The following is a 20,816-nucleotide window of genomic DNA, read 5'->3' as shown; positions in this document are numbered from 1 at the left end:
TTTCGATGAGCAGTCGTGAGGACGAGACGCTGGCCCACGCCGCCGTGACCGCCCTGACCGGGCACCTGGCGCTGGCCCCCAAGCCCGGACTGCCCGACCCGCGTGACCTCGCCGCCCGCGCGACCGGCGAGGACCACTGCTCCCTGCGCTGGTCGGCCAAGGCGCTGGCCCCGGGCCTCGCGGCCATGGCGGCGGCCGCCCGCCGCACCGGTTCGGCGACACCGGAACTGAGGGCGGAGCTCGGCGCGATAGGGCGCTCCACCGAGCACTCGGTGGTCCTGGCGGGCGGCGGCCACCGCGGAGCCCTGTGGGTGCTCGGCCTGCTGGTCGCCGCGGCGGCCCTGGAACCCCGCGCCACGGGGCGCGACTTGGCCGCGACCGCCAAGCGGATCGCGGCGCACCCCGACCGGCGGGCGCCGCGTCGGCCCTCCCGCGGCTCGTCGGTCTCCGCGCAGTACGGCGCGGCCGGAGCGAGGGGCGAGGCCAGGGCCGGATTCCCGCACGTAAGGCGGGCGTTGGAGGCACTGGCCACGGCCCGCTCGGCGGGCGTCCCCGAGCCGTACGCCCGGCTCGACGCCCTGGTGACCGTGATGTCGACGCTCCAGGACACGGAGTTGCTCTACACGGTGGGCCCGCACGGTCTGCGGCACGTCCAGGCGGGCGCCCGCGGGGTTCTGGAGGCGGGCAGTACGTCCACAGAGGCGGGCCGCGCGGCGCTGGCCGCCTTCGACGACGACCTGCACACGCGCGCGTGGAGCCCCCGCGGAAGCAGCGGGCTGCTCGCGGGGGCCCTGTTCGTGGACTCGCTGCCGGTGACGGTCAGTTCACCGGTACTGGCCGCCTGACCATCGGTGCGGCGGCGGGCCGGCTGTCCGTCGCCCACCGCACGGCAGGCCCCATGGCGTACGAGGCCGCCAGTATCAGGCCTCCCAGGAGCAGCCACCCGGGCGTCCCCCACCCCACGAGCATCGACGTCAGCACCAGCGGCCCCGCGGTCCGCGCCACCGTCACGCCCGTACCGAAGAAGCCCTGGTACTCGCCCACCCGGTCGGCGGGGGCGAGGTCGAACGACAGCTGCCAGGAACCCGCCGACTGCTGCATCTCGGCGACGACCTGGAGCACCGCGCCGACCGTCAGCACGGCCACCGCCACCCAGGGCGAGACCCCCGCCGACAGCGCGAACACCGCGCACGACGCCAGCATCACGAGCCCCGAACGCCGCACCGCGCGCGTGGCCGACGCAGGCCCCCGCACCCCGCGTGCCATCCGTACCTGGAAGAGCATCACCGCACCGGTGTTGAGCACGAACAGCGCGGACACCAGCCAGGTCGGTGCCTCGGTCCGCTCGGAGATCCACAGCGGGATGCCCAGGCTCAGCAGCGGCATCCGCAGCAACAGCACGGTGTTGAGCAGTGTCACCAGGGCGTACGGGCGATCGCGCAGCACTCCGAGGGCGTTGCCCCGCCCCTTTTCGTCGGCCACGCGCGCGTGCACCGCCTTCACGACGGGCAGCCGCAGCAGCACCGCCGCGCACAGCAGGAAGCTCACCGCGTCCAGCGCGAACACCCCGAGGTAGGCCTCCCGCGTGCCCAGGTGCAGTGCGAGTCCGCCGAGCCCCGCGCCCACCGCGAGACCGGCGTTGAGCGTCGACTGGAGGTGCGCGAGCAGCCCTGTCCGCTCCTCCCGGGACACCAGCCCGGCCAGCAGCGCCTGCCGGGCCGCCGCCAGCCCCGACTGCGCGGAGGCGTACACGCACGCCGCGAGCACGAACGGCACGAAGCCGCGTACGACGAGGAAGGACGCCACCGCGACACTCGTCGCGAGCGCCAGCAGCACCGCCGTGCCGCGCGGCCCACGCCGGTCGGCGAGCCGCCCAAGGGGCACGCCCACCAGCGAACCGACCGCCCACGCGACCGTGAGTCCGAGCCCCACGCGCGCGGGGGCGAGCCCGACGACATGGGTGAAGTAGAGGGCGGACGTGACGTAGTAGGCACCGTCCCCGACGGAGTTGCTCAACTGAGCCAGAGCCAGAACGCGCTGCGGACCCGCGGGCGGGATCACGCGGCTCGTCTTCGCGGGGGCTCCGGCGGGTGCGACTCGGTTCGTCATGACTACGACGCTACGGGCGGAATGGAGCCCTCAACAGGTCCAATATTCACGCACTTTCTTGGCCCAATTCACCCCGCCTCAAGGCCCCCGCTCAAGGCCTCGGACCGCCCCTCAGGCCCCCTCCAGCACCCGGCCCAGCACCTCCAGCGCCTCCGGATAGACCCGCTCCCGAGGCGTGCCGTACCCGACCACGAGCCCCTGCGGCCGTCCGGCGTCGGCCTTGTGCCAGTGCTCCCCGAGGTGTCCCACCGCGAGCCCCTCCTCCGCGGCCCGCGCCAGCACCGCGGCCTCGTCGCTCACGTCGATCAGCGCGTGCAGCCCCGCCGCGATGCCCCGTACCCCGCGCCGCGTTCCCACCCGGTCCAGCAACTGGTCCCGTCGCCGCCGGTACCGCAGGCGGCACGCGCGTACGTGCCGGTCGTAGGCGTGGCTGGTGATCATTTCGGCGAGGGCCAACTGGCCGATGGACTCCGTGTGGTGGTCGGTGTGCAGCTTGGCGTCGGCGATCGCGTCCACGAGGTGCGGCGGCAGCACCATCCAGCCGAGCCGCAGCGCCGGCCCGAGCGTCTTGGACGCCGTCCCCAGGTAGACGACATGGCCGGGTGCCATCCCCTGGAGGGCGCCCACGGGCTGACGGTCGTAGCGGAACTCCCCGTCGTAGTCGTCCTCGACGATCAGCCCTCCACGCGCGCGTGCCCAGTCGGTGAGGGCCCGCCGCCGCTCCGGGTGCAGCGTCACCCCGGTCGGGTACTGGTGCGCGGGCGTGAGGACGACGGCCGCCGCGTCGTCCAACCCCCGTACCGAAGCACCCCGTTCGTCGACCTCCACAGGGACCACGGTTCCGCCGTTGTGCCGCACCACGTCCCGGTGGAAGGGGAGGCCGGGGTCCTCCATGGCGATCACACCGGCGTCCAGCACGCGGGTGAGGAGCGCGAGCCCCTGAACGTACCCGGAGGTGACGACGATCCGCTCGGGCGGCGCGATCACCCCGCGCGCCCGCCCCAGGTACCCCGACAACGCCGTCCGCAGCTCGATCCGGCCGCGCGGGTCCCCGTAGTCGTAGGCCGGGGAGGGCGCGCTCGCGATGGCCCGGCGCAGCGCGCGCAGCCAGGCCGCCGCCGGGAACGTACCGACGTCGGGGCTGCCGGGCCGCAGATCGAAACGGGGTGCACGCGCGCGCGTGGTTGCCTCCGGCGCGTCCGCGGCCGGGGAGGGCAGCGGGGCGACCTGCGTGCCGGACCCCTGCCGCGCGGTCAGATACCCCTCGGCGATCAGCTGGTCGTACGCCGACTTGGCCGTGCCACGCGAGATCCCGAGCTCGGCCGCGAGCCGGCGCGTCGCGGGCAACCGTGTTCCGGGCGCCAGCCGCCCGTCCCGTACGGCATCGCGCAACGCCCGTTCGAGCCCGGCCCGGCGCCCGTCGGCGGCGTCGGGTTCGAGGTGCAGATCGACACCGACGCCGGACCAGAACGCGTCCACAGACAAGTCCCCCTCGGTGAAACGCGTCCCTTCTTCCAGGGGCGCGGGGCCGTGACATGGTGCGGCTGCCCCGCCGGAGCGCGACCAGCCACCGACCGCGCGCAGACGTATGGCCGGGCACCACACTGGTACCCGGCCATCCATGTCATGTCAGCCCATGAGCAATGTGCCCATGAGCAATGTCAGCCCTTGAGGGCTGACATCCACGCCTCGACCTCGTCCGACCGGCGAGGCAGCCCGGCGGACAGGTTCCGGTTGCCGTTCTCCGTGACGAGGATGTCGTCCTCGATGCGGACGCCGATGCCCCGGTACTCCTCGGGCACGGTCAGGTCGTCCGCCTGGAAGTACAGGCCCGGCTCGACGGTCAGGCACATGCCTGGCTCCAGTGTGCCGTCCACGTACGTCTCCGTCCGCGCGGCGGCGCAGTCGTGGACGTCCATGCCGAGCATGTGACCGGTGCCGTGCAGCGTCCAGCGACGCTGCAGCCCGAGCTCCAGAACGCGCTCCACGGGGCCCTCGACGAGCCCCCACTCGACCAGCTTCCGGGCCAGCACGCGCTGCGAGGCGTCGTGGAAGTCGCGGTACTTGCCGCCCGGCTGCACGGCCGCGATACCGGCCTCCTGGGCCTCGTACACCGCGTCGTAGATCTTCTTCTGGATCTCGCTGTACGTGCCGTTGATCGGCAGCGTGCGCGTGACGTCGGCGGTGTAGAGCGTGTGGGTCTCCACGCCCGCGTCGAGCAGAAGCAGGTCGCCGGAGCGTACGGGGCCGTCGTTGCGCACCCAGTGCAGCGTGCACGCGTGCGGTCCGGCGGCGCAGATGGAGCCGTACCCGACGTCGTTGCCCTCGACCCGCGCGCGCAGGAAGAAGGTGCCCTCGATGTAGCGCTCGGACGTGGCCTCCGCCTTGTCGAGGACCTTCACCACGTCCTCGAAACCGCGGACCGTCGAGTCGACGGCCTTCTGCAGCTCGCCGGCCTCGAACTCGTCCTTGACCAGCCGCGCCTCGGAGAGGAAGACGCGCAGCTCCTCGTCGCGCTCGGCGGTCACCTTGTCGGTGAGCGCCGCCTCGACGCCGGCGTCGTAGCCGCGCACGACCCGCACCGGGCCGGTCGCCTCGCGCAGCGTGTCGGCGATCTCGCGGACATCGGAGGCCGGGATGCCGTACAACTGCCCGGCCTCGGTCAGCGAGTGGCGGCGGCCGACCCACAGCTCGCCCTGGCCGGAGAGCCAGAACTCGCCGTTCTCGCGGTCGGAGCGCGGCAGCAGGTAGATCGTGGCCTTGTGGCCGCCCGACGTCGGCTCCAGGACCAGGACGCCGTCCTCGGTCAGGTTGCCGGTCAGGTACGCGTACTCGACCGAGGCACGGAAGGGGTACTCCGTGTCGTTCGAGCGGGTCTTCAGGTTGCCCGCCGGGATCACCAGGCGCTCGCCCGGGAAGCGCGCGGAGAGCGCGGCACGGCGGGCGGCGGTGTACGCGGCCTGCGGGATCGGCTCCAGGCCGTGCAGCTCGGTGTCGGCCCAGCCGGACTTCATGCTCTCGGCCAGCTCGTCGGACACGCCCGGGTACAGGCCGTTCTTGCGCTGCTTGAGCGGCTTCTCTTCTTCCGCCTGGTCGGCGTCATCGTCAAGCACAGCTTCCGGGGTCTCCGGGTTGAGCGCCTCCGACACGGTCTGCCTCCTCGATACGACTCTGGACGCCCTCCATCGTACGGTCGTACGGAAGGACGCCCAGGGCCGGAAGACCTGTCCCGAGGGGCTCGCCCGAAGGGGCGGGACGCTCACTCGAAGCGTGCCGCCAGGAGCACCACGTCCTCGTCGCTGTCGGCGACGTCGAGTCCGTCCGGCAGCACACTCCGCAGAACGTGGTCGGCGACCGCGCCCGGGTCGGTGCGCAGCGCCCTCGGCACGGACGCGGCTGCCGCGTGCAGCCGTGAGAAGGCACGGTCCATGGGGTCGCCGGTGCGGTGCAGCAGCCCGTCCGTGTAGAGCAGAACCGTCTCTCCGGGCTCGGCCTGGAACTCCACGCTCGGCGCCTCCCAGCAGGCGAGCATCCCCAGGGGCGCCGACAGGGACGTCTCCACGTACTCCGTGCGCCGCTCGCCGATCACCAGCGGCGGGCTGTGCCCGGCCCCGGCGAGCGTGATCTTGCGCAGCGCGGGCTCGCAGTACGCGAACAGGGCGGTGGCGGAACGGGCGGGCTCGGTCAGCCGCAGCAGCAGTTCGAGGTCGGACAGGACGGCGACCGGGTCCTCGCCCTCCATCACCGCGTACGCCCTCAGGGAGGCCCTCAGGCGGCCCATCGCGGCGACCGCGCTGGGTCCCGAACCGGTGACGGACCCGACCGCGAGGCCGAGCGCGGCGTCGGGCAGCGGCAGCGCGTCGTACCAGTCGCCGCCGCCGCGCGGCCCCGTGCGGTGCCGGGCGGCGAGCTGAACTCCGGAGACGCGGGGCAGCCGCGAGGGGAGCAGTTCCTCGGAGATGGTCGTCATGCACGCGCGCGTGCGGTCCAGTTCCACCAGCCGGGCCAGGTGCTCGGCCGCGTAGCGCGCGTACAGGCCCACCAGGTGCCGCTGGCGCTCGACGGGTTCGGCGGGCTCGTCGTACAGCCACACGGCGGCGCCCAGTCGGCCCGCCTCCTCCGTGGACAGGGGGAGCGCGTAGCTCGCGGCGTAGCCGAGGCGGGCGGCGACCTCGCGGTGGCGCGGGTCGAGACCGTCCTCGGAGAGGAGGTCGGGCTGGGCGATCTCGCCCTCGCCCCCGGGGAGACCGTCGAGGATCTTGCCGTACGACATGGCGCTGCGCGGGACGGTCTCGATGTGGCCGAGATCGGCGCGGGCCAGACCCAGGCCGATGGTGGTGTCGGGGCCGAGTCCGTCACCCGGTTCCAGGACCACGAGACCGCGCCGGGCGCCCACGAGGGCGGCTCCGGCGCGCAGCAGCTCCTGCAGCGCGTCCGGCAGTGCGGCGGTGCGCGCCAGGCGCTCGGTCAGTTCGTGCAGAGTGGTGAGATCAGAGACCCAACCTGCGAGTCTGTCCTGGAGAACGGCCCCGGGGGCGTTGGGAGAAGTGGTCGAAGAGGCACCCGGGGCGGCAGGCGCGGGCGCGACAGTGTGTGTGGGCGATGGAACCGTTGAATCGATTCCGGCCACTTTCGGGAGGTGAGGGGCGTTCATGGCGTCCGGCTTTCCGACCGGTGCGTATTGCTCAATAGCATCGCAAACCCCCATGTCATTCTGCGCCGCTAGCAGTGTCTCCACATGTACACGCACTCGTGAGGGGATGTCCAGCATTGTCCTGCCGGGATTCCTGGTGTCCGTGGGACCGTTGCGGAATTGCAAAGTTGGCTTAAAACTGACTCGAGTCTCGGCGTATTGAGGTCGACTGGCCTTGTTCGACGGAGCGTCACAGCGGTCGTGATGGGTACGTACTCGGTGAAGGCCAGGGGTGGTTGGGATCGTCCCGGAACCTGGCGACGGACCCGGGCGTCTTAACCATCGACGACCGTGCCCCATCCTCCCGTGGCGGAGGCGGCGAGAAATACGCGCGACGGCAAACGCCAGGCGCCGCCACCCCACGCCATGCCCGTGCTTTTGCCAGACGCAGTATGGACGCGGACGCAGCCCAACGCTCGGCCCATAGGGGTTCCCCTTGTCTCTGACGGGGGTGTGATGCGCCAGCAGGTACGCACAGTGAAGTGATCGACACATGGTGTGATGTGGTCCTCGGTGTTGCCAGGCGTGCAACGGAAAGGAACGAGCGCTCATGCGCGAGATCCTCGGAAAGCGACGCAGGCTCCTGTCCAAGCGAAACGGCGGACAGCCTGAGATGCTCGGCGCGGCCCTGACCTTCGCGACCGCATGGCAGTGGCCCGTACTCCCGGGAGTGGCGGCGGACCCGCAGGGGCGGGCCCGATGCGCGTGCCCCGACCCGGAATGCACAGTGCCCGGTGCCCATCCCTTCGACCCCGGCCTCCTCGCGGCCACCACCGATGAGCGGATGGTGCGCTGGTGGTGGACGAACCGGCCTACGGCGCCGATCATCCTGGCCACCGGGGACAAGGCACCCTGCGCGGTGAGCCTGCCGGCGCTCGCCGCGTCCCGCGCGCTCCTCGCGCTCGACCACATGGGGATGCGCCTCGGCCCCGTGATCGCGTCCCCGACGCGCTGGGCGCTGCTCGTGAAGCCGTACTCCCTGGAACAGCTGGGCGAGTTGCTCTACGCCCAGGACCACGTTCCGGGCTCGCTGCGCTTCCACGGCGAGGGCGGCTATGTGGCGCTGCCCCCGTCCGAGACCGGCCAGGGCCAGCTGCGCTGGGAGCGGGCTCCGCTGCCCGGATCGGCCGCCCCCTGGGTACCCGATGTCGAGGCGGTCGTGGACGCCGTGGTGGAGGCCCTCACCCGTACGGGTGTGAGCGCCCCCGAGTTGTAGGGATACCGGGCGCGCGGCGAGCCGCGCGCCCGCCCTCGCTCGTTATGTTCCTTTCATGCTGCGTCACTCCCGGGGACGACGAGCCCCAGGCCCTCGAAGAGTCCGCCCGATCGCGCTGGCGGGCGCGGTAGCGCTCATGGCCGCGCTGCCACTGGCCGTGGCCTCCGCGGGACCTGTGGGTGACATGGATTCCGCGACCCCACGGACCTCCGACGACGGCTCACGCGCCTCCGACGACTCCGTACGCGCCTCGGGCGCACGTGGCTCCGACGACGCGCCCGCTGCCGCCGCCGGTCGCGCCGGCGCACCACAAGCGCCCGAACCCCGTTCCGCGCCCTCCGAGAGCCCCCTGACGCTCGGCCTGGGCCTCGCCACCGCCGCCCGCTGCGGTCCCGAACTCGCCTCTCCCGACGGCATCGAGGCGCAGACCTGCGTGCTGACCCAGGGGCGGGACACCTGGGCGCGTACGTACTACCGCAACGCGACCGGTGACGATCTGACGTCCGTGCTGACCCTCATGGGGCCCGACGGCCGCACCGTACGGATGCACTGCGCCGTGGGCGCGGACGACGAGCCGGGGGTGTGCGAGACACCGCGGGAGCGCACGGCGGGGGACGCTGGTGCGTACACGGCGGTGGTGGAGTTCGCGGAGGGGGCCGAGGGGCCGCTGTTGTTGCGCTCGGGGAGCAACTCGCCTGCGTAGAACGCGCGTTGAGGCTTCCGCCGGCAGGGGGTCCGGATCCGGGAATGAAAAGACCCGGTTGCTGGCGACGGGGGATGCACCAGCAACCGGGCTAATGGAACGGTAACAAGAGATCGGCGGTTCGCAAATTCGATCTCGGCTATTCGGACACCGACTTCCCTGCCACAACGGGGAGTTGTGACAGGAGTCACCCGGTCCACGGCCCTGTCGGCCGACTGACCGGTCGGGCAGTCCCACCTGGGTGTCGGCTGTGCCTCAGCTGAGCGTGACCTGCCGGTTGGTGAGGCCGCCGCGCGCCCGGCGCTCGTCCGGGGTGAGCGGTGCGTCCGAGGCCAGCGCGCCGGCGAGCCGCTCGGCGAACTCGGCGGCCGGCTTCTCGACATCCTCCGCCGTGACGCCGGTCGGCAGGTCCCAGACCGGCACCGTGAGGCCGTGGGCACGGAAGGAGCCCACGAGACGGGTGCCGTCGCCGAGGCTCGACCGGCCAGCGGCGTGCAGCCGGGCGAGTGCGTCCAGAAGCTGCTCCTCCGGGTGCGGCATGACCCAGCGCAGGTGGTTCTTGTCGGGCGTCTCGCACCAGTACGCGGCGTCGACACCCGAGAGCTTCACGGTCGGGATGGCGGCGGCGTTGGCCCGCTCCAGGGAGGCGGTCACCTCCGTGGTCGCGTTCTGCGCGTCCGGAACCCAGAATTCGAACCCAGGGTGCACAACTGGCTCGAACGCGCCTTCGGGGTCGAGGAGGTCCTGCAGCCGCGGTCCGTCGGCCGGGGCGCGACGGCCCTGGACCGGAGTGCCGGGCTCCGCGGTGAGCGCGCGCCCGAGCGTGTCGGCCAGGTCGCGGCTGATGTCACCGGACGCCGTGTCGTTCTGCAGGCCGATCAGGACCGAGCCGTCCTCGCGGCGCAGCGCCGGCCACGCCATCGGCAGCACCGTCGCGAGCGTGACCGACGGGACGCCCTCCGGGAGCGCCTCCTTCAGATGCAGCTCGACGGTGGCCGCGGGCACCAGCTCGCGCAGCGCGACCCAGTCGGCCTCGCCCGCCAGCGCTTCGAAGGGGCGGTGCACCAGCTCGGTCACAGCGTGCGCGGCGGCCCGTCCGTGACAGGCCTTGTAACGGCGGCCGCTGTTGCATGGGCAGGGCTCGCGTGCCCCGACGACCGGGATCTCTCCATCCGTCAGCTGAGGCTGCTTGGCCTTCGTCTGGGGTCGCTTCTTGGCCATCGTGGATGTCTCCCGGTTACGGCTCGACTCGTACGGGCGCGAGCCTAGCCGCTCGTACGGGGAGCCACGGGACCCTGTGGACAACGTGCCGAGTCGTCCCGGAAGCGGTGATTCGGTTCGTCCTTGAACAAGTGCTTCCGTCTGCTTCGGGTTGCTTCGGGGCAGGTCGTCCCCGGAGTCGTCTCCTCGTCCGCCGACCGGGGGCGTCCTCGGATCAGGTCGTTCTCAGTCCAGGCTGTCGAAAGCGTTCCCGAAGCCGAGGTCGGGTATCGCGGACACCGACGGGGCCGTGACGCGCGCGGCGAAGTCGTCGCGGCGATGTCCCGCGTGTGCGTCCTTGTGCACGACCACCCACACCGTGACCTCACCGCGGGCGTCGTCCCGGACGCCCCAGTCGTCGGCCAGCGCCGTGATGATGTTCAGCCCGCGACCGCCGCGTGCGGTGACCGAGGGCGTGGCCGGAACCGGACGGGTCGGACCGCCGCCGTCCGTCACCTCCACGGTGAGCCTGCCGGTCGGTTCGACGCGCCACGCGCACCGGACGTCGCCGTCCCCTGCCAGGGCGTCACCCAACGGCCTGCCGTGTCGGCAGGCGTTGCTCAATAGTTCGGAAAGGATCAATACGGCATCGTCGATGACCGTTTCCGCCACACCGCCGGTACGCAGCTGAGCCCGCATCCGGTGCCTTGCTTCCCCCACGCCCGCAGGGCCATGGGGTACGGCCATGCTCGACGACGTGGGCACCTCCTGTGCCACCACCAACGCCACCCCCGAGACCTCCTTTGCCCCACGCCACGGTGTGAATGCCCCTCTGGACTGGACCGGAAACCGGCCAATGCACGTGCAGTGACGCACTCGTAACGATCGAATACGGACCGAACGCGCCGGAGCACTCCCTGTAATCGTGTGGCCTGAATTCGACGGTATGGCCGAGGGTCGGGGGTAGCCGCGCGGGGGACTCCGAAGGGCCCCAGGTCAGCGGCCCAGTTGGTGGAGCACCGCGCGCGGGCGGTTGGTGATGATGGCGTCGACGCCCAGCTCGACACAGAGATCGACATCCTCGGGCTCGTTCACCGTCCATACGTGAACGTGATGTCCGGCACGCTTCAGGCGCTCGATGTACGCCGGGTGATTGCGGACGATGCGCATCGAGGGACCCGCGATCCGCACCCCCGCGGGCAGCCGTCCGTCGCGCAGGCGGGGCGAGACGAACTGCATGAGATAGACCGTCGGCAGGGTCGGGGACGCGGCACGGACGCGGTGCAGCGAGCGCGCCGAGAAACTCATGACGCGAACGGGCGACTCGGCGGCCGAGGGCGGAGCGTCCAGGCCGAAGCGCTTCAGGAGTACGAGCAGGCGCTCCTCGACCTGGCCCGCCCAGCGCGTGGGGTGCTTCGTCTCGATGGCGAGCTGTACGGGGCGGCCGGCGTCGGCGACGAGTTCGAGCAGCCGCTCCAGGGTGAGCACGGACTGCTGCTCCCAGGACGGGGGCCGTTGCTGTTCCCAGTCGGGCGCCTCGTCGCGGTTCTTCCAGGAGCCGAAGTCCAGGGTGGCGAGGTCGGCGAGCTCCAGGGCGGAGACGGCGCCGCGGCCGTTGGAGGTGCGGTTGACGCGGCGGTCGTGGACGCAGACGAGATGTCCGTCCGCGGTCAGCCGTACATCGCACTCCAGGGCGTCCGCCCCGTCCTCGATCGCCTTCTCGTACGCGGCCAGGGTGTGCTCCGGGGCCTCTTCGGAGGCCCCGCGGTGGGCGACGACCTGGTTCAGGTGCTGTCGTGCGTGGGTCACCGCGTCATGGTGCCATCGCGAGTGGGTAGGCGTGACGTCGATGGTGTGGTGCATGCGATGGTTTTGTCAGACCTGTCCGATATAAATGAAGATCCCGGAGTCACAGGCACCGCTTATGGTGCCCTGACGGCCCATGGGAAAAGCTGACGGCATACAAAAGCACATGCACAGCTGAATCGCGCCGGTTCCTGAACGCTCGCGGGTGGAGTCATGAACACACGTGAGTGATCGTGACCGAGTGCGACCTGACTGAACAGCCGTGGATCGAGAGGAAGAGCTGTGAGCACCGAGAACGAGGGCACTGCGGTACCCCCGGCCCCGTCTGCACCTCCCGTGCCGGTGGACACTCCTGCTGCTTCCGTGCCGCCGGAGCGGGGGGTGTCGCCGGCAACGGACCCTGTGGACCCCCATCAGGGCGTGGACCCCCATCAGGGCACGGCTCCGTCCCAGGGTCCGGCGTACTCCCAGGAGTCGGCCTACTCCCAGGATTCGGGCGTTTCCCAAGAAGGTGCGCCGACAGCCGCGTTGCCCCCGGTCCCCTCCGGGGCGCCCGAGGCCGCGGGCCCGGCACCGGAAGCGGGTGCCTGGCCGCCTCCGCCGCCGGCCACACCCTCGTACGCGAGCGGCGGCGAGGGCGGCTCGGGGGACACCTGGGGCTCCTCGTACCAACAGCCCGCGCCCAAGCCCAAGTCCGGCGGGCGCGGCGGTCTGGTCGCCGCGGTCCTGGTGGCCGCGCTGGTCGCGGGCGGCGTGGGTGGTGGCATCGGCTACTGGGCCGCCGACCGGAACGACGACTCCACGGGCTCCACGACAGTTGCCGCCTCCGAGAGCGGCGGAGACCTCAAACGTGACCCGGGCACGGTCGCGAACGTGGCCGCCACGGCGCTGCCGAGCACGGTCACCATCGAGGCCGAGGGGAGCAACGGCGAGGGCGGCACGGGCACCGGCTTCGTCTTCGACACCCAGGGCCACATCCTCACCAACAACCACGTGGTGGCGGAGGCGGTCGACAGCGGCAAGCTCTCGGCGACCTTCTCGAACGGCAAGAAGTACGACGCCGAGGTGGTGGGCCACGCCCAGGGCTACGACGTCGCGGTCATCAAGCTCAAGAACGCACCGAGCGACCTCAAGCCGTTGCACCTCGGCAACTCCGACAAGATCGCCGTCGGCGACTCGACGATCGCGATCGGCGCGCCCTTCGGCCTGTCGAACACGGTGACCACGGGCATCATCAGCGCCAAGAACCGCCCGGTGGCCTCCAGCGACGGCAGCGCCCAGAGCAAGGCCTCGTACATGAGCGCCCTGCAGACCGACGCCTCGATCAACCCGGGCAACTCCGGCGGCCCGCTGCTGGACGCGAACGGCGCGGTCATCGGCATCAACTCCGCCATCCAGTCCTCCAGCGGCGGCGGCCTGGGCGGCACGAGCCAGTCCGGTTCCATCGGCCTGGGCTTCGCGATCCCGATCAACCAGGCGAAGACCGTCGCCCAGCAGCTGATCAAGACCGGCAAGCCCGTCTACCCGGTGATCGGCGCCTCGGTCTCCCTGGAGGAGGGCACGGGCGCGAAGATCACCGAGCAGGGCGCCAGCGGTTCGGACGCGGTCACGCCGAACGGCCCCGCCGCCAAGGCCGGCCTCAAGCCCGGCGACGTCATCACCAAGCTCGACGACCGGGTGATCGACAGCGGCCCCACCCTCATCGGCGAGATCTGGACCCACCAGCCCGGCGACACCGTCAAACTCACCTACACCCGCGACGGCAAGCAGCAGACCGCCGAAGTCACCCTGGGCCAGCGCGAGGGCGACAGCTGACCGGTTAGTCTTGTCCCCGCGCCGATCTCCCAGCGGCGCGGGGTGGGTTGCCCGAGCGGCCTAAGGGAACGGTCTTGAAAACCGTCGTCGCAGCGATGTGACCGTGGGTTCAAATCCCACACCCACCGCAGTGCGGGAAGCAGGGGCGTCCGGAACCGAGAGGTTCCGGGCGCCCCTGTTGTTCTTGGTGGTGCGTTGCATAGGTGTTTTTGGGGTGCACGCGCGCGTGAGTGGTTGTTGGTCGGCCTTCCTCGGTTTTCGGGGCTCATAGGGGGGCCGTTTTCGGTTGTGGCGGGGCTAGGGGCGGTGCCTCGTCATGCGGGATGCCGAGGTGATGGTCGAGCGGGCCTCGCGTTCGGTGAGGCCGGTGTGGATGGCGGCGTCGACGAGGGCCTCGGTGAGGTCCTGGCCGAGGCCGTTCTCGTAGGCACGGCAGGCGGCCCAGAAGAGGCGGGTGTTGCGCTGGCCCTCGTGGGCGGCGAGCACGAACTGGACGAGGCCCTGGCCGTGTTGCCCCGCCGAGGCAGGGCCGGCGTGGCGGCCGGTGCGCGGCGGGGGCAGGAGGAGCTGCAGAAGGGACGGCGGGCAGGCGGCGGGTGCCAGGTGGGCGGTGCCCGGGGCCGTGCCGTAGGCGCCGTGTTCGGTGCGTGAGCCGGGGCCCACGAGGTAGCCGCCCGCGCCGCGGATGTCGATTCCGGGGGCCAGGCGGCCGGCCGAGTTGGGGACGACGACGTCTGGCGGGCCGCTCAGCCAGACATGACGGCCGCCGCTGGGGGTCAGCACGACGACCGTATCCGGGATCGTGAACAGGTGGCGCAGGGCCAGTTCCCGGAGTGCCGCGGACGAGTCCGTACCCGATTTGGTGTCGAGGTCGATGCCGATCAGGTGATGGGGGTCCAGCCCGCAGGCGATGCCGTAGCCGGTGGCCCAGGGGGCGGCGGCGAAGAGCTCTCGGATGCGTACGGGGTCGATCGAGGCGTCGTACACCCCGTGCCCGAAGCGGCCGCACTCGCCGTGGCAGAGCGGGGCCGTCGGATCGTCACGATGCGGGGAGCGCAGTGCCGGAAGTTTGGTTCGGGACAGCGGGATGACGGCCAGTCCGCGTTCGGCGGCTGACAGGGCGTGTGCGAGGGCCAGCGTCGTGGCCTGCCGGTCGATGGTGGCCATGACTCTATGTTCGTACGAGTGTTCGAAAAAAGGAAGAGGTGCTCCGGGGTGGAGCGAAGGAGGGCTCGGTCGGGAGGGGATGGAAACCGGCCCCGTGGGATTGGCTGAAAACGTGCCGGAACGCTTCGTCCCTTGCGGCGTATGGGATTGAGTCGCCCACACCGCCCTGATCTGCGGTTTTGGTCGTATGAAGGGGGTTTATCGACATGTCCTCACGCTTGCGAGCGAATAGTGCCTTCCGGGGTGGTTCGCCGGGGATTCGGTGGGCAATTCTGGTCTCGCGACGTTGTGACAGACACCGAGGCGGTCGGCCAACTGCCTTGGAACAAGCCGTACTCAGCCGGTCCTGGCCGGTGCGAACTTCCGCTTCTGGAGGAAAAGACATGGCAAGCATCCGTACCGCCCGCCTTCTCGCCGCCGCGGCAGCCCTGCCGCTCGCCGCCGCCCTCTTCACGGGCGTTGCGGCGGCCGACAACGGCGCCTTCGCGGACAACGGATCGAACGCGGCCGTGGCGAACGTCGTCGGCAGCGGCGTCGGCGGCGACAACTACGGGACCTCGTCCACGACGCAGCAGCAGGCCGTCGGCTCCGGTGCCTCGAACCAGAGCAACACGGCCCAGGTGAACGGTTCCGCGTTCACGGCCATCGACCAGTCGAACGAGAACACCGCCGTCAACTTCACCGAGCTCTGGTGAGCCGGCGGCTGTCGGGGACTGGAGACCCCCGGCGGTCGTACGCCTCCTCAGTGGGGTGCTTTGTGGGGTGGTAACACGTCTGCGCGGCGGCACTTGGGTGCCGCCGCGCAGACGTTTCCGCATGTGCGCCGGGCGGGCGATCGTGACCCCGGCGGTCGAGGTCCGTGACCTTGACAGTCCCATCTATCTGACGGACAGTCAGAAATCCTTGTTCGTACGAGGTCCGGGAGGGCCGTCGTCGTGCACCTCGCCCCCACCGAGCGCCAGCGACGGCTGCGCGCCGAACTCCGCACGTACTTCCGGGACCTGATGCCGGACGGACCGCCGTCGCCTGCGGACTCGGACTCGGACTCGGGTTCGGACTCGGGTTCGGGCTCGGGCTCGGAGCCGGGTGAGCCCGGTGTCTCGGACCGGCAGCGGGCGCTCTTGCGCCGCATCGGTGCCGACGGGTGGCTGGGGCTCGGCTGGCCCGTCGCCTACGGAGGCCAGGGGCGCGGCGCCGACGAGCAGTTCGTCTTCTTCGACGAGGCCTACCGGGCGGGCGCTCCGGTCTCCATGGTCACGCTCAACACGGTCGGGCCGACGCTCATGAAGTACGGCACCGAGGAACAGAAGGACTACTTCCTGCCGCGGATCCTGCGCGGCGAACTCGTGTTCGCGATCGGGTACAGCGAGCCGTCCGCCGGGACGGATCTGGCGTCACTGCGGACCCGGGCCGTGCGCCGTGGTCATGGCGATGGTGATGGTGAGTGGCTTGTCGACGGGCAGAAGGTGTTCACCTCCAACGCCCAGCAGGCCGACTGGATCTGGCTCGCCTGCCGTACGGATCCCGACGCGCCGAAGCACAAGGGGATCTCGATCCTGCTCGTGCCCACCGACGACCCCGGGTTCTCGTGGACGCCGATCGCGACGGTGGGCGGGCTGACCACGACAGCCACGTACTACGACGGCATCCGGGTCCCGGCGGCCAACCTCGTCGGTGAGGAGAACGGCGGCTGGGGGCTCATCACCAACCAGCTCAACCACGAACGGGTCGCGCTCGCGGCGATCGGCATGCAGGCCGAGGACTTCTACGCAGCCGCGCTGGCCGCCGCCCGTACCCCCGATCCGGTGACTGGGCGGCGCAGGGTTGACGAGCCGTGGGTGCGGTCGAGGCTGGCCGAAGTACATGCCCGGCTGGCGGCAACACGCCTGCTCAACTGGCGTTTGGTGGGTGATGTGGGGGCGGGCCGGCTGGCACCCGGCGACGCGAGCGGAGTGAAAGTCGTGGGAACCGAATCGGCGGTCGCGGTGTACCGAATGTGTCAAGAAATTGTCGGGTCGGACGCGCTGGTCCGTTCCGGATCGCCGGGTGTGTTCGGGGACGGCGAGCTGGAGCGGATGAACAGGGCGGCTCAGATCAACACGTTCGGGGGCGGGGTGAGCGAGGTGCAGCGGGAGATCGTGGCGACGATGCGGCTCGGGATGGCCAGGGGGCGGCGGTGAGCGAGCGGGAGGTTCCGGGTGGCGAGGGGGCGACGGCCTTGGACGAGGGCGGCGAGTACGAGGACGTGTTCGCGCGGGCGAAGGCGTACGAGGGCCAGGCCGCCGCGGTCGGTGGCCTGGGCAAGGACCTGGTCAACGAGCCGATGATCCGGCACTGGTGCGAGGCGATGGGAGACACGAATCCGGCGTACGTGGGAGCGGACGCCATAGCGCCGCCCACCATGCTCCAGGCATGGACGATGGGAGGTCTCTCCGGGCACGCGGGGCGCTCCGAGGCGTACGACGAGCTCCTCGGGCTCCTCGACGACGCCGGGTACACCTCGGTGGTCGCCACCGACTGCGAGCAGGAGTATCTGCGGCCCCTGCGGCCCGGGGACGCGATCACCTTCGACGCGGTGATCGAGTCGGTCTCCGAGCGCAAGACGACCAAGCTGGGCACGGGGTACTTCGTCACGACGCGGATGGACGTCCGGGTGGCCGGCCGACCGGTGGGGACACATCGGTTCCGGATCCTGAAGTACGTGCCCGCGGGCCGGAGAAGGAGCGCTCCGAAGGCGGAGGGGGCAGGTGCGGTTGCTAGGACTGCGGGGGCTGCGAGGGCTGCCGAGATCCCACGGGAGATCGCCGGGACCGCCGGGACCGCCGGGACCTCACGGCCCAAGCGGCCCCGCCCAGTCGTCAATCGCGACAACGCCGGCTTCTGGGAGGGCGTGTCCCGGCACCGGCTGCTCATACAGCGCTGCGACGGATGCAGGACGCTGAGATTCCCCTGGCTGCCGGGGTGCAACGCATGCGGTTGCCCGGACTGGGACACGGTCGAGGCGGGCGGCGAGGGGACCGTCTATTCGTACGTGGTGATGCATCACCCGCCCTTCCCGGCCTTCGACCCGCCGTATGCGGTGGGGCTGATCGAACTCGCGGAGGGCGTGCGGATGATCAGCAACGTGGTGGGGGTGCAGCACGACCGGGTGCGGATCGGGATGCCGGTCCGGCTGGAGTTCGAGCAGGTGGACGAGGAGTTGGAGCTGCCGGTCTTCCGGGCCGTCGAGAGGAGCGGGGGCTGACATGGACTTCACGCCCACGGAGGAGCAGGCGGCGGCCCGCGATCTGGCCGCGCGGATCTTCGGCGACCTGTCCACCCACGAGCGGCTGACAGCCGCGGGCACCGGCAGCGACGCCGAGCTGTGGAAGGCGTTGTGCGAGGCCGGGTTGCCGGCTGCCGTCGAGGACATCGGGCTCCTCGGACTGGTGCTGCTACTGGAGGAACAGGGGCGGACCACGGCTCAGGTGCCGTTCGCGGCGAGCTGTGTGTACGGGCTGCTGGCGGTGTCGGCCCATGGTTCGGCGGAGCAGCGGGAGCGGCTGCTGCCCGCGATCGGGGACGGCGCGGTGGTCGTCACCGGCGCCCTGCCCGAGGCTGCCGTACGGGTGGGCGGATCGGGGGAGTTGAGCGGTGCGGTCCCCGTGGTGCCGTGGCTCCGCGACGCCACGCATGTCCTGGTCGCCGACGAGGAGCACGGCCTGTGGCTCGTACGGACCGGGGACGCGCGGTGCGATCCCGTCGAGCTGACGGCGCCCTGGTCGGCGGGACGGCTGATGCTGGACGCGACACCGGGCGAGCCGCTGGGCGGGAGCCTGGGCGAGCGGCAGGGCGGTCCCGAAGCGGTTGCGGCGGGCCAGGACGCGTACGACGACGTACTGGCCACCGCGCGTACCGCCTTCGCGGGGCTGCAGGCCGGGGTGTGCGCGGGGTCGGTGGCCCGGGCGGTCGATTACACCAACACCCGCGAGCAGTTCGGGAGACCGCTCGCGACCAAGCAGGGGGTCCAACTCCGGGCGGCCGACGCGTACATGGACACCGAGGCGATACGGGTCACGGCCTACGAAGCGGCCTGGCGGCGGGACGAGGGGCTGGACTACGCGACGCACGCGCTGACCGCGGCCTGGTGGGCGTCGGAGGCGGGGCATCGCGTGGTGCACGCGGGACAGCATCTGCACGGCGGTATGGGGGCCGACCTCGACCATCCCGTGCACCGGCACTTTCTGTGGGGGCGGCAGCTTGACGCGTATCTGGGGTGCGGGAGCGAAGTGCTCCAGGAGCTGGGGGCGTTGATCGTGGACGGAGAGGGGGACGCATGAACACCGAGGTCGGGCCGGTGCGGGTCGGGGACGTCCTGCCGCCGCTGGAGATCGAGATCACCCGCACGCTCATCGTCGCCGGGGCGATCGCGTCGCGGGACTACCAGGACGTGCACCATGACGCGGAGCTCGCCCGGCAGAAGGGTTCGCCGGACATCTTCATGAACATCCTGACGACCAACGGGCTGGTCGGGCGTTACATCACGGACCGGTTCGGACCCAGGTCGGTGCTGCGGAGGGTCGCGATCAGGCTGGGCGCTCCCAACTACCCGGGCGACACGATGGTGTTGACCGGCACGGTGGAGGCGGTCGATGGCGACACGGCGACGGTCAGGGTGGTGGGGGCCAACGGGATCGGCAGACATGTCACCGGGACGGTCACGGTCACTGTTCCCGGAGCCGCTGGCGCTGTGGGAGCCGATGGAGCCCGTGTAGCCCAGGGCGCTGAGGGCGCTGAGGGCATTGAGGGAGCCGAGGACGCCGCGGTCCACGAGGCGGCGGGGAGTCGGCCATGAGCGTACGGACGAGGGACACGCTCGGCGGGCGGGCGGCGATCGTCGGGATCGGGGCCACCGAGTTCTCCAAGGACTCGGGGCGCAGTGAGCTGCGGCTGGCCGTCGAGGCGGTGCGGGCCGCGCTCGACGACGCGGGGCTCACACCGGCCGACGTGGACGGGATGGTGACGTTCACGATGGACACCAGCCCGGAGATCACCGTCGCCCAGGCGGCCGGTATGGGCGAGCTGTCCTTCTTCTCGCGGATCCACTACGGCGGAGGTGCGGCCTGCGCGACCGTCCAACAGGCCGCTCTGGCCGTGGCCACGGGCGTGGCCGAGGTGGTGGTCTGCTACCGGGCGTTCAACGAGCGGTCGGGACGCAGATTCGGTTCGGGGGTGCAGCGGCGCGAGCCGTCGGCCGAGGGCGCGGCGCTCGGCTGGGCGCTGCCTTTCGGACTGCTCACGCCCGCGTCCTGGGTGGCGATGGCGGCCCAGCGCTATCTGCACACGTACGGACTGACGCCCGAGGCGTTCGGGCAGGTCGCGGTCGTCGACCGGAAGTACGCGGCGACCAACCCGGCGGCGTATTTCCACGGCAAGCCGATCACCCTCGCCGACCATGCGGCCTCGCGGTGGATCGTCGAGCCGTTGCGGCTGCTGGACTGCTGTCAGGAGACCGACGGCGGCCAGGCCCTGGTCGTCACCTCGGTGGAGCGGGCGCGGGACCTGCCGCACCCGCCGGCCGTGATCACCGCAGCCGCCCAGGGCGCGGGCCGCGCGCAGGAGCAGATGACCAGCTTCTACCGGGACGACCTGACGGGGCTGCCGGAGATGGGCGTGGTGGCACGGCAGCTGTGGCGCACGTCCGGGCTGACGCCGGCCGGAATAGACGTGGGGATCCTGTACGACCACTTCACACCGTTCGTGCTGACGCAGCTGGAGGAGTTCGGGTTCTGCAAGCCGGGTGAGGCCGCGGACTTCGTCGCCGAGGAGCGGTTGCCGTTGAACACGCACGGGGGGCAGCTCGGGGAGGCCTATCTGCACGGCATGAACGGCGTGGCCGAAGGCGTACGACAGCTCCGGGGCACCTCCGTGAACCAGATACCCGGGGCCGGCCGGGTACTGGTAACGGCGGGTACGGGGGTCCCCACGTCGGGGTTGATCCTGGGCTCGGACGATCGGGGCTGATTCCAGGACGGGGCGGATGACCGAGGCGCGTGTCCTGGACCGGCGAAGCGGGTGACCGTGGTGCGGGTGCGGGCGGGCCGGGGCGGATGAATGCGGTGCGCGTC

18 protein-coding genes and 1 tRNA gene are annotated in these 20,816 nt (G+C 71.3%); 11 read left to right on the top strand and 8 right to left on the bottom strand.

Annotated features, from left to right (window positions below; all coding sequences use genetic code 11):
• The first annotated feature begins 5 nt into the window (after nt 1-5).
• A complete protein-coding gene (locus AOK17_RS20450) occupies nt 6-845 on the top strand; it encodes a triphosphoribosyl-dephospho-CoA synthase (RefSeq protein WP_055613959.1) in 840 nt (279 codons plus the stop codon).
• On the opposite strand, the gene AOK17_RS20445 is transcribed toward AOK17_RS20450, so the two are convergent.
• The 4 genes from AOK17_RS20445 to AOK17_RS20430 all read right to left on the bottom strand — a co-directional run bounded on the left by AOK17_RS20445 (nt 820) and on the right by AOK17_RS20430 (nt 6,880).
• Nucleotides 820-2,109 carry an MFS transporter gene (locus AOK17_RS20445; protein WP_055613958.1) on the bottom strand — a complete coding sequence of 430 codons (1,290 nt, stop codon included), beginning with the start codon at nt 2,107-2,109 and terminating at the stop codon, nt 820-822. The two genes, AOK17_RS20450 and AOK17_RS20445, sit on opposite strands and share 26 nt — an antisense overlap.
• 111 nt (nt 2,110-2,220) lie before the next feature.
• Nucleotides 2,221-3,588 (bottom strand): MocR-like pyridoxine biosynthesis transcription factor PdxR, encoded by a 1,368-nt coding sequence (pdxR, locus tag AOK17_RS20440; protein WP_055613957.1) that lies wholly within the window; start codon nt 3,586-3,588, stop codon nt 2,221-2,223.
• Between the two features lie 182 nt (nt 3,589-3,770).
• A complete protein-coding gene (locus AOK17_RS20435; RefSeq protein ID WP_055613956.1) occupies nt 3,771-5,258 on the bottom strand; it encodes an aminopeptidase P family protein in 1,488 nt (495 codons plus the stop codon).
• Between the two features lie 110 nt (nt 5,259-5,368).
• Complete coding sequence (locus AOK17_RS20430) at nt 5,369-6,880, bottom strand: PP2C family protein-serine/threonine phosphatase (RefSeq protein ID WP_206190790.1); 1,512 nt, start codon at nt 6,878-6,880, stop codon at nt 5,369-5,371.
• Between the two features lie 472 nt (nt 6,881-7,352).
• Between AOK17_RS20430 and AOK17_RS20425 the strand changes: the two genes are divergently transcribed.
• Together AOK17_RS20425 and AOK17_RS20420 are read left to right on the top strand one after the other, a co-directional pair.
• Nucleotides 7,353-8,018 carry a bifunctional DNA primase/polymerase gene (locus tag AOK17_RS20425; RefSeq protein ID WP_055613955.1) on the top strand — a complete coding sequence of 222 codons (666 nt, stop codon included), beginning with the start codon at nt 7,353-7,355 and terminating at the stop codon, nt 8,016-8,018.
• 55 nt (nt 8,019-8,073) lie between these two features.
• On the top strand, nt 8,074-8,721 hold the full coding sequence (locus AOK17_RS20420; RefSeq protein WP_055613954.1) for a hypothetical protein: 648 nt from the start codon (nt 8,074-8,076) through the stop codon (nt 8,719-8,721).
• A gap of 255 nt (nt 8,722-8,976) precedes the next feature.
• Here AOK17_RS20420 and AOK17_RS20415 read toward each other — a convergent pair whose 3' ends face one another.
• The 3 genes from AOK17_RS20415 to AOK17_RS20405 form a co-directional block, all read right to left on the bottom strand.
• Nucleotides 8,977-9,942, bottom strand: a complete 966-nt coding sequence (locus tag AOK17_RS20415) for a DUF5926 family protein (protein WP_055613953.1) — start codon at nt 9,940-9,942, stop codon at nt 8,977-8,979.
• Between the two features lie 225 nt (nt 9,943-10,167).
• Entirely contained in the window at nt 10,168-10,797 is a 630-nt protein-coding gene (locus AOK17_RS20410) for an ATP-binding protein (protein WP_063997265.1), read from the bottom strand.
• 120 nt (nt 10,798-10,917) lie between these two features.
• Nucleotides 10,918-11,730 carry a glycerophosphodiester phosphodiesterase gene (locus tag AOK17_RS20405; RefSeq protein ID WP_055613982.1) on the bottom strand — a complete coding sequence of 271 codons (813 nt, stop codon included), beginning with the start codon at nt 11,728-11,730 and terminating at the stop codon, nt 10,918-10,920.
• A gap of 279 nt (nt 11,731-12,009) precedes the next feature.
• On the opposite strand from AOK17_RS20405, the gene AOK17_RS20400 reads away from it, so the two are divergent.
• Together AOK17_RS20400 and AOK17_RS20395 are read left to right on the top strand one after the other, a co-directional pair.
• Nucleotides 12,010-13,542, top strand: coding sequence for a S1C family serine protease (locus AOK17_RS20400; protein ID WP_055613951.1), 1,533 nt, complete (start codon nt 12,010-12,012; stop codon nt 13,540-13,542).
• A gap of 41 nt (nt 13,543-13,583) precedes the next feature.
• Nucleotides 13,584-13,670: transfer RNA gene (locus tag AOK17_RS20395), tRNA-Ser, on the top strand.
• Between the two features lie 169 nt (nt 13,671-13,839).
• Here the strand turns inward: AOK17_RS20395 and AOK17_RS20390 are convergent.
• Entirely contained in the window at nt 13,840-14,709 is an 870-nt protein-coding gene (locus AOK17_RS20390) for a bifunctional DNA primase/polymerase (protein WP_055613950.1), read from the bottom strand.
• Between the two features lie 383 nt (nt 14,710-15,092).
• On the opposite strand from AOK17_RS20390, the gene AOK17_RS20385 reads away from it, so the two are divergent.
• The 6 genes from AOK17_RS20385 to AOK17_RS20360 all read left to right on the top strand — a co-directional run bounded on the left by AOK17_RS20385 (nt 15,093) and on the right by AOK17_RS20360 (nt 20,712).
• A complete protein-coding gene (locus tag AOK17_RS20385) occupies nt 15,093-15,404 on the top strand; it encodes a hypothetical protein (RefSeq protein ID WP_055613949.1) in 312 nt (103 codons plus the stop codon).
• Nucleotides 15,405-15,644: 240 nt separating this feature from the next.
• The gene (locus AOK17_RS20380; protein ID WP_055613948.1) at nt 15,645-16,889 is read left to right on the top strand and encodes an acyl-CoA dehydrogenase family protein; all 1,245 of its coding nucleotides are present in this window, start codon (nt 15,645-15,647) and stop codon (nt 16,887-16,889) included.
• A 38-nt stretch (nt 16,890-16,927) separates the two neighbouring features.
• Nucleotides 16,928-17,953 carry a bifunctional MaoC family dehydratase N-terminal/OB-fold nucleic acid binding domain-containing protein gene (locus tag AOK17_RS20375; RefSeq protein ID WP_055613981.1) on the top strand — a complete coding sequence of 342 codons (1,026 nt, stop codon included), beginning with the start codon at nt 16,928-16,930 and terminating at the stop codon, nt 17,951-17,953.
• 1 nt (nt 17,954) lies between these two features.
• Nucleotides 17,955-19,028 carry an acyl-CoA dehydrogenase family protein gene (locus AOK17_RS20370; RefSeq protein WP_055613947.1) on the top strand — a complete coding sequence of 358 codons (1,074 nt, stop codon included), beginning with the start codon at nt 17,955-17,957 and terminating at the stop codon, nt 19,026-19,028.
• 17 nt (nt 19,029-19,045) lie between these two features.
• Nucleotides 19,046-19,543, top strand: a complete 498-nt coding sequence (locus tag AOK17_RS20365; protein WP_055613980.1) for a MaoC family dehydratase — start codon at nt 19,046-19,048, stop codon at nt 19,541-19,543.
• Nucleotides 19,540-20,712 carry a lipid-transfer protein gene (locus AOK17_RS20360; protein WP_055613946.1) on the top strand — a complete coding sequence of 391 codons (1,173 nt, stop codon included), beginning with the start codon at nt 19,540-19,542 and terminating at the stop codon, nt 20,710-20,712. Before AOK17_RS20365 ends, AOK17_RS20360 begins: the two co-directional genes overlap by 4 nt.
• The last annotated feature ends 104 nt before the right edge of the window (nt 20,713-20,816 follow it).

Source organism: Streptomyces phaeochromogenes (assembly GCF_001418655.1).
GTDB lineage: Bacteria > Actinomycetota > Actinomycetes > Streptomycetales > Streptomycetaceae > Streptomyces > Streptomyces phaeochromogenes.
This window is presented reverse-complemented; position numbering and strand designations above follow the sequence as displayed.